This is a genomic window from Acinetobacter sp. NIPH 2699 (assembly GCF_022549355.1).
In the GTDB taxonomy this organism is placed as follows: domain Bacteria; phylum Pseudomonadota; class Gammaproteobacteria; order Pseudomonadales; family Moraxellaceae; genus Acinetobacter.
In genome coordinates this window covers 108,830-123,989 of the sequence record NZ_JAKZGL010000009.1, presented here as the reverse complement: position 1 = coordinate 123,989, position 15,160 = coordinate 108,830, and the positions used below count along the sequence as shown (strand labels likewise).

Here is a 15,160-nt window from a genome sequence, read left to right as displayed (position 1 = left end):
CTGGAAAGCTGCAATGAGCCGTTTTAGCATCTTGTTTGAACAACGTATGGCTGACTATATCTAAGGTGTGTTTACACAGAATTATTTACAACCTCGATCAGGTTTGAGCTAGTACATCTAAAAGTTGGCTTTTTTGTCTAGGATCGACAATCGTTTTTCATTCTCTTATCGCCTAAAATTTCATTCAGATTGGTTAAGAATATTTTTTGTTTTGACTCAATCCAATCATAGGTACCTGATAAATCCAAAGTTTTAGGAAATTCTTTTTTATGTGCAAGCATGAAATTATTGATTAAACAAAGTTGATTCATTTTACCCACAGATAAATTATCTTCAATTGTATATGAACCTCCTATCCTTTCCTCAAGGCCACGTAAAATGTCCAACTTAACTTTTGTCGATTTTAAAAGCTCCCAAGTAACTGGGTCTAACTCCCTATTTGTAGCCTTCTGATAAACATCAGAATCTACTAAAAGCATCTTTAATGCACCAGAGCTACTAATCATTAGTGTCTCCTTAATTTCTTGGTTCGTTAAAGTACTAGAACATGCAGTAAGAATGCTTAAACATAGAAAACTAACGATTAATTTTTTATCAAATTCTGAGTACTGAACATTGGTTGGATCACCTCTATATGTGCCTTCATTACGTAGAATCTGCACCATACCTGCGTTAAAGTCTTTTTTGAATATACGTTTGAACATGTCTCTATTGATATGGTTTAGCCTCTATACACGTGTAATAAAAAACTACCCTATATAGGATAGTTCTTTAAGTTGTTTTAGGATCTACAGTCATTTGTTAGTTTTTTATCGCCTAAGTACTCAGTCAGAGTCTTTTTATAAACAATTTGTTTGTCATTAATCCAGTTATATGTGTCTGAAAAGTCAATATTTGGTGGTAATTCTTTTCTATGCGTCAACATGAAATTATTAATCAAACAAAGCTGATTAATTTTTGCGGGTAAAAGATCATCTTCAATTTTATACCCCCCACCAATCTCTTGCTCAAATTTACGAATTACTTCTAACTTTGAAAGAGTTGTTCGTAACAATGTTCTAGATGTTTTATTAAGTTCAATATCTGTTGATACACGATATACATCTGAATCAATCAATAGCATACTTATAGCACCACCATTGCCTTGCTTTAACGTTTCCTTGATATCTAACGACTTAGCAGAACAACCAAACAGAGAAAAATTAATGATTGTTAAGACGATCAAATTCCGAAAATTCAACATTTGTAGGATCACCTTTGTAAATTCCTTGGGTACGTAAAATTTGTACCATTCCAGTGTTAAAGTCTTTTTTGAATATTTTCTTAAACATATTTCTATTGATATGAATTGGCCCCCGATTATCTTGTAGTAAAGCGAGATCAGTTGTTGCTTCCCGAACATCTAACTTACTTAGAGTTTTTTTCAAATCATTCAATGATTTTACAGCCCCTTTACCTTGTGCAAAAGGACCTAAATTTCGAAGATCCTTCAAGTCATTAACTGCAAAAGTACTAATAAATCTTACTTTAAAAGCTGTTTGCTGAAACTCCCCAACAATTTTAGGAATTTCTTTTAATGAGTGTTTGAGTACGTAATTATGAAATTTGATGTACATTTGAGTATGAAATGCAGTATCGAACATAAAATCGTCTGGGAACGTATTAACATCGTATTCCATCCCAAATCTAACAGCCATCAACAACTCTATAGTATTCTCAACTTCAAACCAGTCTGTAACACTCATCATAAAGTTGTACGGCCGAGCTATATAATAATTTCGCTCTTTTATGTACTGATTACAAAGTGGCTCAGTAATGACACAAACTTTCTGTTCTTCGGGAAAACCAGCCATTGTGTCGGGGTGTACATTTCTATCCTGTGGTCTAGTCATCTTTAATTCCATTCTGGTAATGGTTTTGATAGGTCAAACGTAGTCAAATCAACTTCTTTTGCTTCTTTTCCAGACTCAATAAGCTCAGTTTGTCCCGTTTCATCAGTAAAGCCTTCAATCATGCTGCCATCTGGTGCTTTCAGCTTGAAATATTGTTCAATTAAAGGCTGCCCTGTATTCTCATCTAGTAACTTAAATTTGATGCCGTGATCATCTGGATTTTGTGCAATGAAACTATCCTGAACAGGTGTAGACGTAGATGAGCTTGCAGCATTAGAACTGGGCGAAGGACCATTATCTTGAACGACAAGATTTTGCATTGGTAATAATTTACATCCACAAGATAGTGAATCATTAACCCTAGCAGCCATTTTACCCATTACCTGCATATGTGGATCACCAGTGATAATCGTTGCAACAGTTTGATGCTTTGGACAAGTTGCTGTATCACCAACACATGCAATAGGAATACCCTCAATTAAGAAAAAGCTACTTCCTGTAATGACTTTCCCCCCCACCAGTAGTGGGACATCCAACCACAATATATGCTGTTGCCAAAATTAACCCTCTCATTTTATTTTGGCGATATGCTAGCAAAGACGCTTATTTAATATACGTACAATTTTGTATCTTTTACTAATTTAGGTATACCAATGAAAATGACAGCAATAATGTCAATCAGATAGTGTAGGGAATTTTTGTTTTGTATTTTTATTTAAGATGTTCGAATATTTCAGGCATAAAAAAACCAGCTTACGCTGGAATTTTTAGCACCAAATTTCATTAGCTGAAAAATGGTGCCCGAGGCCAGACTCGAACTGGCACGCTTTGTGGGCGGGGGATTTTAAATCCCCTGTGTCTACCGATTTCACCACTCGGGCTTTACCAAATTGGAGGCGGAGGTCGGAATCGAACCGGCGTACACGGAGTTGCAGTCCGCTGCATGACCACTCTGCCACCCCGCCATCTCTTGGTGATGCACATATTAGCAATCTTTAGAAAAAAAACAATAGTGTTTGCAGCGAATATGCACATAAAAACAACATCTAAAAGAATATTGCGCAAATTATCATGTATCATTTGCATACTTATTTAATCGTAAGCGCTTACTTATACTCATTTGGGAGATACGCTGTGGCATTGGTTTTAGACGGTCGTGCATTGGCAACACAAATCGAAGCAGATTTGTTGGTACGTGTAGAGGCATTAAAAGCAAAAACGGGGCGTACCCCAATTTTGGCAACCATTTTAGTCGGTGATGATGGTGCATCTGCAACTTACGTGCGTATGAAAGGCAATGCTTGCCGTCGTGTAGGAATGGATTCACTTAAAGTCGAACTTCCGAAAGAAACCACAACTGAACAATTGCTTGCAGAAATTGAAAAACTCAATGCAAATCCTGATGTACACGGTATTTTGCTGCAACATCCAGTGCCAGAACAGATTGATGAAAGAGCATGTTTTGATGCAATTTCATTGGCAAAAGATGTCGATGGTGTGACTTGCTTAGGTTTTGGTCGTATGGCGATGGGTGAAGCGGCTTACGGTTCAGCAACACCAGCAGGCATCATGACGATTTTGAAAGAAAACAAAATTGAGATTGCAGGCAAACATGCGGTCGTGGTGGGGCGCTCTGCGATCTTAGGTAAACCAATGGCAATGATGCTATTGCAAGCCAATGCAACCGTAACGATCTGTCATTCACGTACGCAAAATCTTGCTGACTTGGTTAAACAAGCTGACATTATTGTCGGGGCAGTGGGTAAAGCGGAATTGATCCAAAAAGATTGGATTAAACAAGGCGCGGTGGTGGTTGATGCTGGCTTCCATCCACGTGATGGTGGTGGTGTGGGTGATATTCAACTGGTTGGAATTGACGAAGTGGCATCTGCTTATACACCTGTTCCAGGTGGTGTGGGTCCCATGACGATTACCACTTTGATTCGTCAAACTGTTGAAGCTGCTGAAAAGGCGTTGGGATAAAGATCTTTAACCCCTCTATTGAAAGAGGGGTTTTTTTAGAATTAAACAAATATGAGCTGTACCTTTCAATTTGCTAAAGCGCCTGAACAGTTACTGAAAGCATTGCATGATGTGATTCCAAATACTGATTTATTGGCGCAACAATTACCTGAAACACCGATTTCTTTATGGTTAATACCGCCAGTATTTCCAACAGATCGTTTAGATGATGAAGTCATTCGACGGATTTGGAATGAAACACCCTATTGGATTTTTTGCTGGGCATCTGGCTTGGCTATGGCACAATGGTTATTGGCAGAACCACATCATGTCAAAGATAAAGTGGTATTGGATTTTGGTGCAGGTTCAGGTGTCGTTGCCATTGCTGCAAAATTGGCAGGCGCGAAGCGAGTCATCTGCTGTGATATTGACCAAATCAGTTTGGAATCATGTCGTGAAAATGCATTATTAAATGATGTAGAGCTTGAATATCTGGATGATTTATATAAAGCAGAACAAGTGGATGTCCTGCTCGCAGCAGATGTGCTTTATGATCAATGCAATCGTTTCTTTTTAGACGAATTTCTAAAATTTGCACCAGAGGTTTGGGTTGCTGACAGTCGAGTCAAAAATTTTAGCCATCCAAAATATATAAAGATTGATGAGCGAAGTGCAACAACTTGGCCAGATCTGGATGAAGCGAACGAGTTTCGAAATGTGAGTTTTTATCGTACTCAATAAGTATTCACCTTATTAAAAGTTGATCATTATGGTTTGTTTGAGAAATATCAAATCTCAACACAATACTGTTGAACATCATGTTAAAACATTCGGTGAAACAAGTGATTCATTGAATAAAATTTAACTCAAAAAGGAACATCGTATGAATATTCAGCAAGTCGATGATGCTAAACATGGTGTATTTAAGCTTTTAGACGGTGATGTACTCGCAGGCGAGATGGCGTATACATGGGCGGGTGACGAAATGCTCATTATTGACCATACCGATGTCAGTGATCAATTCCGTGGGAAAGGCGTTGGTCGCCAATTATTAGATGCATTAGTCGAATTTGTACGCGAACGGCAGGTTAAAGTGATTCCATTGTGTCCTTTTGCAAAATCTGTGTTTGATAAGGATCCATCCATTCATGATGTGCTAAAAAAATAGGGTTGATTGGATGTATTCATTATCAATATCTGGATACATCCATTTTATATTTATGCAGTTAAGAACAGGTATAGCGAACCACGGTAAGTGTGGTTGGTCGAGTTTCAAGTGCTTGGCGAGTAGCATAACCCTCACTGTTATTTAAATCAGGTGAGTTGGATAGACCAAAAGTTGTGCGACTGCTGCCGAGCTGAACACCATAGTTTTCCTGTGTAGCAGGGTTGATGATTTCATTGGTGCTTAGGATTGAAATCTTATAATTTTTTTCTACACCGAGTACTTGCTTGCAGGCATGCTGTAATTTTTTCTCATCCACATTTGCATTACTACGTGCAGAAAGTGTATAAGCGATTGTAGCCGAAGTTGCTGTTTTATCTTCAATTTGATAGCCCTTTGCACCATTATATTGGTGTGAGCCAGTTTGACATGCTGCAATGATAAGTGTACCGCTTACAATAAAGAATAAATTGGTTTTTTTCATATCAATGATCCTGTTATTTATGCTTTTAGTATCGCATAAAAATGATTTTTGAATTGTGAGTAATCTTTAACAAATGGTTTTTCGTCAGTTTTGTATTCAAAAATAAATAAAGAATTTTCGTTTTCGAACAATTTTGCATATAATCGGCGCAGTTTTTAATTTAATACAGAAGTCGTTGCTTTATTGCAGTATGACGCTCCGTTTTTTCGGGCGTTTAATTCATTGCTCTAATACATCAGGCAAGTCTGGATAGGTATGTATGATCTCTACAGATAGTCAAAAAAAATACGTGGTTGCATTTGATCAAGGTACAACGAGTTCACGTGCGATCGTATTGGATCACGATGCGAATGTCATCACCATTGCTCAGCGCGAATTTACCCAAATTTACCCGCAACCCGGTTGGGTTGAACATGATCCGATGGAAATCTGGGCGACTCAAAGCGCAGTGTGGGTTGAAGCGTTAGCACAAGCCAGTATTTCAAGTGATCAAATTGCTGCGATTGGGATTACCAACCAACGCGAAACTACGGTGATTTGGGATAAAAAAACAGGTAAACCTATTTACAATGCGATTGTATGGCAAAGCCGCCAAAGCAATGAAATTTGTAATCAGCTTCGTCAAGATGGCTGGCAAGACTATGTGCGTAAAGTAACGGGTTTAGTGATTGACCCATATTTCTCAGCGACAAAAATTAAGTGGATACTTGATCGAGTTGAAGGCAGTCGTGAACGTGCAGAACGTGGCGAGCTTCTATTTGGTACAGTGGATACATGGTTGATTTGGAAGCTGACCAATGGGCAAGTGCATGTCACAGATTACACCAATGCATCTCGTACCATGTTATTCAATATCGAAACACTTGAGTGGGATGATAAGCTACTTCAAGCCTTGAATATTCCTAAAGCGATGTTGCCTGAAGTACGCAGTTCTTCAGAAGTCTATGGATATACGCATACCATTAGTGGACAAGAAATTGGAATCCCAATCGCAGGTATTGCAGGGGATCAACAAGCCGCATTATTTGGTCAAATGTGTGTTGAAGTGGGGCAAGCAAAAAATACCTACGGCACAGGCTGTTTCTTGTTAATGAATACAGGAAAGCGCATTGTTCAATCAAATCATGGTTTGTTGACGACCATTGCATGTGGGGCAAAAGGCGAAGTGAACTATGCACTTGAGGGTGCTGTGTTTAATGGTGGCTCATGTGTGCAATGGTTGCGAGATGAAATGAAAGCGATTAATGACTCGCATGATTCTGAATATTACGCAACCAAAGTCAAAGATAGTAATGGCGTCTATGTGGTTCCTGCATTCACAGGATTAGGCGCACCTTATTGGGATCCGACTGCACGTGGTGCGATTTTAGGGGTGACGCGTGGTGTGAGTATTGAGCATATTATTCGTGCAACATTAGAGTCAATTGCTTACCAAACCCGTGATGTTCTGGATGCAATGCAGCAAGATTCGGGTGAAAAGTTGCGGACACTCCGTGTTGATGGTGGTGTTACTGCAAATAACTTCCTCATGCAATTCCAAGCCGATATTTTGTCAACTTCAGTTGAACGTCCAGCAATGAAAGAAACCACAGGTATGGGCGCAGCATTTTTGGCTGGTTTGGCTGTCGGTTTTTGGTCGGATCTGAATGAATTGAAGAGTAGAATGACGATCGAGCGTACTTTTACACCTGAGAGTAGTCGAGATAGAACTGAAAAACTCTACAAAGGTTGGTTAAAAGCAGTAGGACGCACTCGAAATTGGGCTGAGGATTAAGCCCAACTAAGCGTTGCTATTGGATGAGTTGAAATAACATAGGATGGATGAGCATGAGTTTGATATTACGCCAACAAAAAACCCTCGAATTAGTACGAGAGCGTGGTTATATCAGTATTGAAGAACTTGCCCAATATTTTGATGTTACTCCTCAGACGATTCGACGTGATATTAATCAGTTAGCAGATGACGGTTTGTTGCGTCGCTATCATGGCGGCGCGGCACATGATTCTAGTGTCGAAAACACTGAGTACACCATGCGTGTCGGGCATATGCTTGAAGAAAAACGTTCTATTGCGGAAGCTGTCGCCGCTGCTGTGCCTGACCATGCTTCATTGTTTATCAATATCGGTACTTCAACCGAAGCCATTGCGCATGCCTTGTTAAATCATACGGGGCTGAAAATTATTACCAATAATTTAAATGTTGCTAAGATTTTGAGTACCAAAGAAGATTTTGAGGTGTTGATTGCCAGTGGTCGTGTACGTCCAGATGGTGGCGTGATTGGGCAGGCAACGGCTGATTTCTTTAAGCAATTTAAAGCGGATTATGCATTGGTTGGAATTAGTGGTATCGAAGAAGATGGCACTTTATTGGATTTTGATTTTCAAGAAGTCTGTGTTTCACAAGAAATCATTTCAAGCGCACGTCAGGTCTTTTTAGCTGCGGATAGTAGTAAATTTGGACGTAATGCGATGATTCGTTTAGGTTCACTTAAACAAGTGGATTGCATCTTTACGGATGAGCAACCGAATGATCAATATATGAAAACCATTCAGGATTTGGATATTGGATTGATTATTGCCAAATAAATATTCATTTTCGAAAAAAATATTAATCTTTTGAGCTGGGTGATTTTGACTGAGCTTAGTTTTGTGTATAAATCATTTTATTCCTTATAAATATTACATTTAATTCATTTTAAATCGTTTTCCTGTCACTTTTTTATTTTTAACCATCAGTCTAAAAATGTCGATAAATTGGCATTTTTGTTGCTCATTTTTATTGTCTATTTTCATTTTATATGTTTAAATTTTCATTATTGAACAATATCGAAAATTTGCGGTGATGTATGCAAAATTCTCCTCAGTTAACTGGTAAAATTTATGATCTTGCGATCATTGGTGGTGGTATCAATGGTGTTGGTATCGCAGTCGATGCTGCGGGTCGCGGATTATCAGTATTTTTATGTGAAAAGGATGATTTGGCCAGTCATACTTCTTCTGCGAGTAGTAAGTTGATTCATGGTGGTTTACGCTATTTAGAGCATAAAGAATTTCGCTTAGTGCGTGAGGCGTTGGCTGAGCGTGAGGTGTTATTGAATAAAGCACCACATATTATTCGTCCAATGCGTTTCATCATGCCACATCGTCCTCATTTGCGCCCAGCTTGGCTGATTCGTACAGGTCTATTCTTCTATGACCACTTAGGAAAGCGCGAGAAATTATTGGGTTCAAATAACGTTTATTTTAAAGAAGATAGTCCATTAAACTCAGCGATTACACGTGGTTTTGAATATTCTGATTGTGCGGTAGATGATTCGCGTTTAGTGGTGCTCAATGCGATGCATGCACGTGAAAAAGGTGCTGACATTGTGACGCGTACACGTTGTTTATCTGCGAAGCGTGACGGGGAATACTGGATTGTTGATCTGGAAAATGCACAGGGAACATTTCAAATTAAAGCCAAGGCTTTGGTCAATGCAGCAGGTCCGTGGGTTGCTCAATTTATCAAACAGGATTTACAGCTTCAATCACCATATGGTATCCGTTTAATTCAAGGTAGCCATATTATTGTGCCGAAGCTTTATGAAGGTGATAAAGCCTTTATTATGCAAAATGATGACCGTCGTATTGTGTTTGCGATTCCTTATTTGGATCAATACACCATGATTGGAACAACGGATCATGAATACCAAGGTGATCCTGCTCAGGTGAAGATTACTCAAGCTGAAATCGATTATCTGGTTAAGGTGAGTAACGCGCATTTTAAAAAGCAATTAACCCAAGAAGATATTATTTCAACTTTTGCGGGTGTGCGTCCATTGTGTGACGATGAGTCAGATAACCCTTCTGCGGTGACACGTGATTATACTTTGGCCTTGTCAAAGCAACCTGTTGGTCAAGCGCCATTACTCTCGGTATTTGGTGGTAAATTGACAACCTATCGTAAGTTGGCTGAATCTGCGATGCAGCAGCTTAAAGCTTTCTTCCCTGAAATGCAGGGGCGTTGGACAGCAAAAGAAGTCTTACCGGGTGGTGAGAAGATGGATACAGTTGAACAGTTGGTTCAGGAAATTCTTCTACAGGTGACCGATGCTCCTGAGTTTTTAGCAAAACGTTGGGCTTCTGCTTATGGTACACGGGTGTGGAATATTCTGGGTGAAGCAACTTCTGTCGTGCAGCTTGGACAGCATTTCGGTCAAGGCTTATATGTGAGAGAGGTTGATTATTTGTGTCGTTTTGAATGGGTGATGACCAGCCAAGATCTTCTTTGGAGACGTTCTAAGCTCGGTTTAAGTATGAATCATGATGAAGTTGCATTATTGGATGCTTACTTGGAATCAAAAAGACTGACCCCGAACGCTGCATAAAAGCAATAACCCCTTATCTTTGCATTGAGATAAGGGGTTAAATTTATTAATATTTAAATTTAAGCGCAACTGTATAGTTCGCAGGTTGGCCATAGAATGCTTGACTGTAAGTGAAGCTATTTAAATAGTTTTTATCCGTAACGTTGTTGGCATTGGCTTGAACGGTGAAGTGTTTGTTGACTTCATAGCTTGCCATGAGATTAAGCAGAGCATAATCACTTTGTTTTAAGTAAGCTGATTTTACATTATCAAAAATAGAGGTTTTCCCTTGCCATTGTAGTCCAGCGCCTACTTTAAGTTTTGGTATCTGAGTTGGTGTATAAGTGGTAAGCAGATTAAAAGTCTGAGTTGGATTATAAGTTCGAGCAGCGCCGCCATTTTTTAAATCTTGTAAACTAAATTGTGCATAGCCTAAAGAGACATTGACCTGATCGGTTAATTGCCCAGCCAAGCCGACCTCAACGCCTTGTGAACGTAAGTCACTAATGCCAACTTTTCGATTTAAAGGGTGTCCATCTGTTGAGCGAAGCGGATAATTGTTTTCTTCAGTTCTAAAGATCGCTAGAGTTCCTGTAAGCTGATTATCTAACCATGCACTTTTGATCCCCACTTCGTAGCTTTTTCCTTCAATTGGATCAGCCACTTTTCCTGTTGCTTGGTCTACTGAGGTCTGGGGACGAAAGATTGAGGTATAACTCATATAGCCTGTATATTCAGGGGTGAAGTTATAGGTAATCCCAGCATAAGGCGAAACTTTACTTTCATCGTAATTCATTGGCGCGCTATAGCTTGAGCCTTCACTTTTTGCTTGGACGTAGTTTGCGCCAAGTGTCAGTTTGAGATCATCATTTAAATGAAGGCGTGTAGCCGCATAAATAGATTGGTTGCGTTGAGTATAATCGGCTTGTTTAACGAAATCAGACCAAGTGACATTGTTCGGTGTCCAGCTTGCCCAGTCGGTTGTACATTGTGCTTGATATTGATTTTCGCCTGTACCACGGATACATGTTCCAATATTACTATCTTGGATAGTGCCACTACTTTGAGCATCATTTTGTTTATTCTGAGTGAAGTTATAACCAACAATCGCTTCATGTTGTTGACCAAATAATTCAAATTTTCCATTTAGGTTGAGGTCAACACTGTGTTGTCTGTTTTTTTCTAGATAGCCGCCAGCAGTAAGATCAATATCGGCACCGTTCGCCATCGGATAGCCATAATAATATAAAAGTTTGCTTTCACGGTTTTTTTCATTGTAGGTATAGTTCAGGTTGGCAGACCAAGTCTCTGAGAGCTTTTGTTTGAGTTCGAAAAATGCATTGCGAGAAGTGTTGTCCCAATAGGTCCAGTCTGGATTTGGGTTAAATGATCGGTCATAACTGAGTTGTTTACCAGAACTATCCATCAGAGGAATCGCGCCCCAGTTGTTGGCATTCGGTTTATTCTTTTCTTGGCTTGCACCAATAGTGAGAAGAGTACTGTCGTTAATATCAGTCTCAATAACACCTGCAATGCCATTTTTTTCTGAGGAATAGCGATCTAAGTGTGAATCACCTGTTTGTTGAAAACCTGACAATCGTCCACGTATGTGATCATTTAAACTGCCAGATGCATCTGCTTCATAGCGTTGAGTGTCCCATGATCCATAACTTAGCGTACTGCTGGCTTGAAACGCTTTGGTGGGACGTTTGCGAATATAGCTAATGGTTGCGCTTGGATCACCGAAAGCATTGGTTAGTGCATTTGCGCCTTTAACGACTTCAATACGATCATAAAAGTAACTGTCAGGGTTGGTATCTGTGGTATTCCAATTGGTTAATGGAAAACCCACACCATCAATTAATATATTGGAAATTTCAAAGCCCCGAGCCATATATACTGCGCGTTCAGTTTCAAGTGCATTGACTGTCACGCCAGGGGTATTATTTAAAATATCTCGTGTTGATGTTAAGCCAAAGTCCTCGATTTGTTGGCGAGTGATGACACTCATGGTTTGCGGCGTTTCTTTGGCTTCGATATTGAGCTTGGTCGCACTTGAGCTATTTTTAACGGTATAGGCTTTGGTGCTTTCAGAACTGGTATTTTCAGCTTGAGTGGCTTTGACTTGAATCGTTGGGAGTTGCTGTGATACTTCTTCTGCTGCAAAGCTGTAGGGGCTAATGCTGACTAAGCTTGATAGTGCAAGAAAGAGTGAGTTTCGTTTGAAGGAGAGAGTTGAGCTCATATTTACAACCATGTAAATGAGAAATATTATTATTACAATTATCTTTAAATTTGTTTATCAATGCAATTTTTTTGTTATGAAGTTGATAGAAATAAGTTAGGTGTTAAGAGGGGGGAATCTTAAAATTGATCTAAAAGGATTTCCAACAGTAGAAAAAATAGAGTGTTGGTTCAAATGCATTTATGAAGTGTAAAGTAGTTAGTGATGCCAATGATGCGGCATTAAGAGCAGCGTGTAGTGGTTTAGGCGCTTATACAGGACATATTAATGTATTGTTAGAGGGTTTATCACAAGCACAAAATGTGAAATTAATACATGGCATTCAATAGCCTTGGAAAATTTGACAATACCATCCAATGGAAAGCAGATGAGATAAAAGCAACTAATATTTTTACAACTTGTGCAAACACGAATTGTGGTAGTGGTGTAAGTGAAACTGTTTGTAAAAGTAGATATGATGCGTTAGATGTAAAACGAAAAGAAGAATTACAGAATGCGCTTGATATCATTGCGTGGATGCCTGTAGCAGGTAATGCAATGAGTATGGCAGATAGCTTTAAAGTGTTATTAACTGGAACAGGTATAGCAGGTTTAGAGCAGAACCGTTTACTGGCTGCTGCTAATATTGTATCGGCTGGATTCGGTAATCGGGTAACAAGAGTACAGGGTGTCAATACAACTATTAAAAACGTATCTAAGACAACAACTGCTATGGCAAGAGGGAGAGCGTTTGAGAAAAGTCTAATCGAAGCATTAGGGGCTCATAAGAATAATCAACTTGCAACCGTAAAATTGCCAGATGGTACTGCTGTTAGAACTATTCCTGATCTATGGGGTAAAAGTTCGGGAGGCATTGTTGAAGTAAAAGATGTGATGAGTCTTTCATTGAGTAAATAACTACAAGCTCAAATTAAATTGGCTGGAGATAGTGGTCAACCTTTTAATTTAGTTAGGGGCTGTAGTAGATTAGCATTGTGATAATCTACTTTTATGAAGATAACTAGATGTAAATTAAATAGAAAAATTCAAATAAAGCTATTAGAGTTTTTCATTGCTGAAGTTACCGCTAGAACTGCCGCTGATTTATTGGGAATTCAACCCAACTCTGCTGCATTGTTCTATAGAAAAATTCGTCAAATTATTATGTATCACCTTGACCAAGATGCCATTGAAGTATTTCAAGGACAAATTGAATTAGATGAAAGCTATTTTGGTGGAGCACGTAAAGGAAAACGTGGTCGAGGTGCTGCGGGCAAGGTGATTGTCTTTGGTTTGCTCAAACGTAATGGTAAAGTTTATACGGTTATAGTTCCTGATACCAAATCAAGTACCTTAATGCCTGTAATATCGAACAAAATCACTCCAGATAGTATTGTTTATACAGATCACTGGCATAGTTATAATGCTTTGGATGTTGCAGGATTTAGCCATCATCGGATCAATCATTCAAGTCATTTTGCTGATGGTCAGAATCATATCAATGGGATTGAAAACTTTTGGAATCAAGCAAAAAGAGTACTGCGAAAATACAATGGGATTGACCGAAATGCCTTTCCGTTGTTTATTAAGGAATGTGAGTTTAGATTCAATTATGGCAGTCCAAAACAACAGCTTAAAATGCTATTAAAATGGACCGAAATTTAACTTTATCTACTACAGCCCCTTTAGTTATTAGTGAGCGTAATCAGTATATTTCTGAACTTTTGGGAAAAGCCATATCGAGAAATAATGGTAAGGTATATGTTTTTGATTCAAACCAAAAAACATTAGCGGAGTTAAGTTTGTAATGAAGCCATTTATACAGATTAGAATTAGAAGCAAAGTAGATACTTTTGAATGGCGAGATTATGGCTGGCCATTCATTGAGTCTCTAGTGAATACATCTAAAGGATGGTTAACTCCAGAGCACATTTCTACAAATCCTGAACGGTTTAAACAAAAATTTGAGAGTGTGGAGGCTTGTGAAAATAATTGGGCAGGGCTTGGCCAGATTCATATAGATGGTAAAAAGGTTTCAGAATTTCATAATGATTTTGCTTGGAGAAGAAAAAATAAATTGAAAGGAAAAGGGTGGATTACTCACAAGATGATTAATCAATTACACCAATTAATTCCAGCAGAAATTGACTTTAAAGTTGATTATTATAAAGAAATTAACTGGTTTGAATTATTCAGACATTGGTGTGGGATATTTCCACCGCAATTAGCTATGCTACATTTTTTTACAGAACATGAATGTAAAGGAGTGAAGCAACTTTCTCTTAATCAATTGGGAGAGTTTGGGGCCTTAATAGAGCCTCAAATATCAAAAATAGGTTGGGCAATGTATTATGGTGATGAGTTTGCTAAAGAGGTCAATGTAGCGAAATTGCAGCAAGCGGGTTTTCACGTTGAGCAATGGCCAAATGGCTATTTAGTGACAGTTACAGATTGCTTAGAAGATGTGGAAGATGATTTTAAAACCTTTTCACAACGTCAAAGTGAGATGAGGAACTTGTTTAAAGATGAAATTTTTGCGGTTGAACGGGGGCCTGAAGTGATACAATTAAGTAATGAGCAAGCTGACGTATTCGAGCAACTAATGGAAAAATCAAAATGTAATGTTATTGAAGGCGAGCATTGGCAGATTGAGTTGGATGAAAAATGGCAACTTACTCAAAGCAATAATTCGGCATTTGAATTTGCTTATTATAATTCGGAAAAGAAAGAAATTGAAAAGGAGGTGTTTGTAACTATTTTAGATAGACCAGACACAACACTTGATCACCAAACTTTTGCTAAACAGCTTGCTCAAATTACATTAGATCAATATCCAGATTCAGATATTGGTTGGCAAATGGTAGAGCATTCTGTAGAGGATTATTTATCTTATTCATTGGTTATTATTGATCAATATGAGCAAAGTAGCGAGGGAGTATTTCGTATTGCAGGAAAAATATTAGTTTTCCCATTATATATTGTTCGATTAACATTTATGGATTATTGTGCAATTGATTTGGAAACCTCAAAGAAGTTTTCGGCCCCAATCTTTTTTTCCTTTAAAGCAAAAAATTAATTCAAATGAGT

15 protein-coding genes, 2 tRNA genes and 1 pseudogene are annotated in these 15,160 nt (G+C 38.5%); 10 read left to right on the top strand and 8 right to left on the bottom strand.

Translation table 11 applies throughout. The features are described from left to right. Positions 1-137 precede the first annotated feature (137 nt). The 6 genes and pseudogenes from MMP72_RS10630 to MMP72_RS10605 all read right to left on the bottom strand — a co-directional run bounded on the left by MMP72_RS10630 (position 138) and on the right by MMP72_RS10605 (position 2,857). Positions 138-704 (bottom strand): hypothetical protein, encoded by a 567-nt coding sequence (locus MMP72_RS10630; protein ID WP_241317094.1) that lies wholly within the window; start codon positions 702-704, stop codon positions 138-140. Positions 705-781: 77 nt separating this feature from the next. Continuing rightward, positions 782-1,243: a hypothetical protein gene (locus tag MMP72_RS10625; RefSeq protein WP_241317092.1), complete on the bottom strand. Its 462-nt coding sequence runs from the start codon at positions 1,241-1,243 to the stop codon at positions 782-784. Continuing rightward, on the bottom strand, positions 1,203-1,892 hold the full coding sequence (locus MMP72_RS10620) for a hypothetical protein (protein WP_241317090.1): 690 nt from the start codon (positions 1,890-1,892) through the stop codon (positions 1,203-1,205). The genes MMP72_RS10625 and MMP72_RS10620 overlap by 41 nt, the downstream gene beginning before the upstream one ends. A gap of 299 nt (positions 1,893-2,191) precedes the next feature. Beyond that, positions 2,192-2,450, bottom strand: a pseudogene (locus tag MMP72_RS10615) (PAAR domain-containing protein); the annotation flags it as partial. A gap of 237 nt (positions 2,451-2,687) precedes the next feature. Next, positions 2,688-2,773 (bottom strand) — tRNA-Leu (locus MMP72_RS10610). A gap of 10 nt (positions 2,774-2,783) precedes the next feature. Further along, positions 2,784-2,857: transfer RNA gene (locus MMP72_RS10605), tRNA-Cys, on the bottom strand. Positions 2,858-3,026: 169 nt separating this feature from the next. On the opposite strand from MMP72_RS10605, the gene folD reads away from it, so the two are divergent. The 3 genes from folD (at position 3,027) to MMP72_RS10590 (ending at position 5,022) form a co-directional block, all read left to right on the top strand. Further along, the gene (gene folD, locus MMP72_RS10600) at positions 3,027-3,875 is read left to right on the top strand and encodes a bifunctional methylenetetrahydrofolate dehydrogenase/methenyltetrahydrofolate cyclohydrolase FolD (RefSeq protein WP_241317088.1); all 849 of its coding nucleotides are present in this window, start codon (positions 3,027-3,029) and stop codon (positions 3,873-3,875) included. 51 nt (positions 3,876-3,926) lie between these two features. Then, on the top strand, positions 3,927-4,595 hold the full coding sequence (locus tag MMP72_RS10595; protein ID WP_241317086.1) for a 50S ribosomal protein L11 methyltransferase: 669 nt from the start codon (positions 3,927-3,929) through the stop codon (positions 4,593-4,595). A gap of 142 nt (positions 4,596-4,737) precedes the next feature. Beyond that, a complete protein-coding gene (locus MMP72_RS10590) occupies positions 4,738-5,022 on the top strand; it encodes a GNAT family N-acetyltransferase (RefSeq protein WP_241317084.1) in 285 nt (94 codons plus the stop codon). A gap of 58 nt (positions 5,023-5,080) precedes the next feature. Here the strand turns inward: MMP72_RS10590 and MMP72_RS10585 are convergent, their stop codons facing one another. Continuing rightward, positions 5,081-5,503, bottom strand: coding sequence for a hypothetical protein (locus tag MMP72_RS10585; RefSeq protein ID WP_241317082.1), 423 nt, complete (start codon positions 5,501-5,503; stop codon positions 5,081-5,083). 259 nt (positions 5,504-5,762) lie between these two features. Between MMP72_RS10585 and glpK the strand changes: the two genes are divergently transcribed. From glpK to glpD, 3 genes are all read left to right on the top strand, one after another. Beyond that, the gene (glpK, locus tag MMP72_RS10580; protein WP_241317080.1) at positions 5,763-7,277 is read left to right on the top strand and encodes a glycerol kinase GlpK; all 1,515 of its coding nucleotides are present in this window, start codon (positions 5,763-5,765) and stop codon (positions 7,275-7,277) included. Between the two features lie 53 nt (positions 7,278-7,330). Further along, positions 7,331-8,089: a DeoR family transcriptional regulator gene (locus tag MMP72_RS10575; protein WP_241317078.1), complete on the top strand. Its 759-nt coding sequence runs from the start codon at positions 7,331-7,333 to the stop codon at positions 8,087-8,089. A gap of 260 nt (positions 8,090-8,349) precedes the next feature. After that, on the top strand, positions 8,350-9,870 hold the full coding sequence (gene glpD / locus MMP72_RS10570) for a glycerol-3-phosphate dehydrogenase (RefSeq protein WP_241317075.1): 1,521 nt from the start codon (positions 8,350-8,352) through the stop codon (positions 9,868-9,870). Positions 9,871-9,916: 46 nt separating this feature from the next. Here the strand turns inward: glpD and MMP72_RS10565 are convergent, their stop codons facing one another. Beyond that, positions 9,917-12,106 (bottom strand): TonB-dependent siderophore receptor, encoded by a 2,190-nt coding sequence (locus tag MMP72_RS10565; protein WP_241317073.1) that lies wholly within the window; start codon positions 12,104-12,106, stop codon positions 9,917-9,919. Between the two features lie 170 nt (positions 12,107-12,276). Between MMP72_RS10565 and MMP72_RS10560 the strand changes: the two genes are divergently transcribed. The 4 genes from MMP72_RS10560 (at position 12,277) to MMP72_RS10545 (ending at position 15,149) form a co-directional block, all read left to right on the top strand. Further along, positions 12,277-12,423, top strand: coding sequence for a hypothetical protein (locus MMP72_RS10560; RefSeq protein ID WP_241317071.1), 147 nt, complete (start codon positions 12,277-12,279; stop codon positions 12,421-12,423). Further along, positions 12,410-12,991 carry a putative toxin gene (locus tag MMP72_RS10555; RefSeq protein ID WP_241317069.1) on the top strand — a complete coding sequence of 194 codons (582 nt, stop codon included), beginning with the start codon at positions 12,410-12,412 and terminating at the stop codon, positions 12,989-12,991. Before MMP72_RS10560 ends, MMP72_RS10555 begins: the two co-directional genes overlap by 14 nt. Before the next feature lie 93 nt (positions 12,992-13,084). After that, complete coding sequence (locus MMP72_RS10550) at positions 13,085-13,738, top strand: IS1595 family transposase (protein WP_241317067.1); 654 nt, start codon at positions 13,085-13,087, stop codon at positions 13,736-13,738. A 142-nt stretch (positions 13,739-13,880) separates the two neighbouring features. Continuing rightward, positions 13,881-15,149 carry a hypothetical protein gene (locus MMP72_RS10545; protein ID WP_241317065.1) on the top strand — a complete coding sequence of 423 codons (1,269 nt, stop codon included), beginning with the start codon at positions 13,881-13,883 and terminating at the stop codon, positions 15,147-15,149. Positions 15,150-15,160: the final 11 nt, after the last annotated feature.

Bases quoted from the DNA above. Each gene is read 5' to 3' on its own strand.
- MMP72_RS10630 (WP_241317094.1), bottom strand. From the start codon at position 704: ATGTTCAAACGTATATTCAAAAAAGACTTTAACGCAGGTATGGTGCAG.
- MMP72_RS10625 (WP_241317092.1), bottom strand. From the start codon at position 1,243: ATGTTGAATTTTCGGAATTTGATCGTCTTAACAATCATTAATTTTTCT.
- MMP72_RS10620 (WP_241317090.1), bottom strand. From the start codon at position 1,892: ATGACTAGACCACAGGATAGAAATGTACACCCCGACACAATGGCTGGT.
- MMP72_RS10595 (WP_241317086.1), top strand. From the start codon at position 3,927: ATGAGCTGTACCTTTCAATTTGCTAAAGCGCCTGAACAGTTACTGAAA.
- MMP72_RS10590 (WP_241317084.1), top strand. From the start codon at position 4,738: ATGAATATTCAGCAAGTCGATGATGCTAAACATGGTGTATTTAAGCTT.
- MMP72_RS10585 (WP_241317082.1), bottom strand. From the start codon at position 5,503: ATGAAAAAAACCAATTTATTCTTTATTGTAAGCGGTACACTTATCATT.
- glpK (WP_241317080.1), top strand. From the start codon at position 5,763: ATGATCTCTACAGATAGTCAAAAAAAATACGTGGTTGCATTTGATCAA.
- MMP72_RS10575 (WP_241317078.1), top strand. From the start codon at position 7,331: ATGAGTTTGATATTACGCCAACAAAAAACCCTCGAATTAGTACGAGAG.
- glpD (WP_241317075.1), top strand. From the start codon at position 8,350: ATGCAAAATTCTCCTCAGTTAACTGGTAAAATTTATGATCTTGCGATC.
- MMP72_RS10565 (WP_241317073.1), bottom strand. From the start codon at position 12,106: ATGGTTGTAAATATGAGCTCAACTCTCTCCTTCAAACGAAACTCACTC.
- MMP72_RS10560 (WP_241317071.1), top strand. From the start codon at position 12,277: ATGAAGTGTAAAGTAGTTAGTGATGCCAATGATGCGGCATTAAGAGCA.
- MMP72_RS10555 (WP_241317069.1), top strand. From the start codon at position 12,410: ATGGCATTCAATAGCCTTGGAAAATTTGACAATACCATCCAATGGAAA.
- MMP72_RS10550 (WP_241317067.1), top strand. From the start codon at position 13,085: ATGAAGATAACTAGATGTAAATTAAATAGAAAAATTCAAATAAAGCTA.
- MMP72_RS10545 (WP_241317065.1), top strand. From the start codon at position 13,881: ATGAAGCCATTTATACAGATTAGAATTAGAAGCAAAGTAGATACTTTT.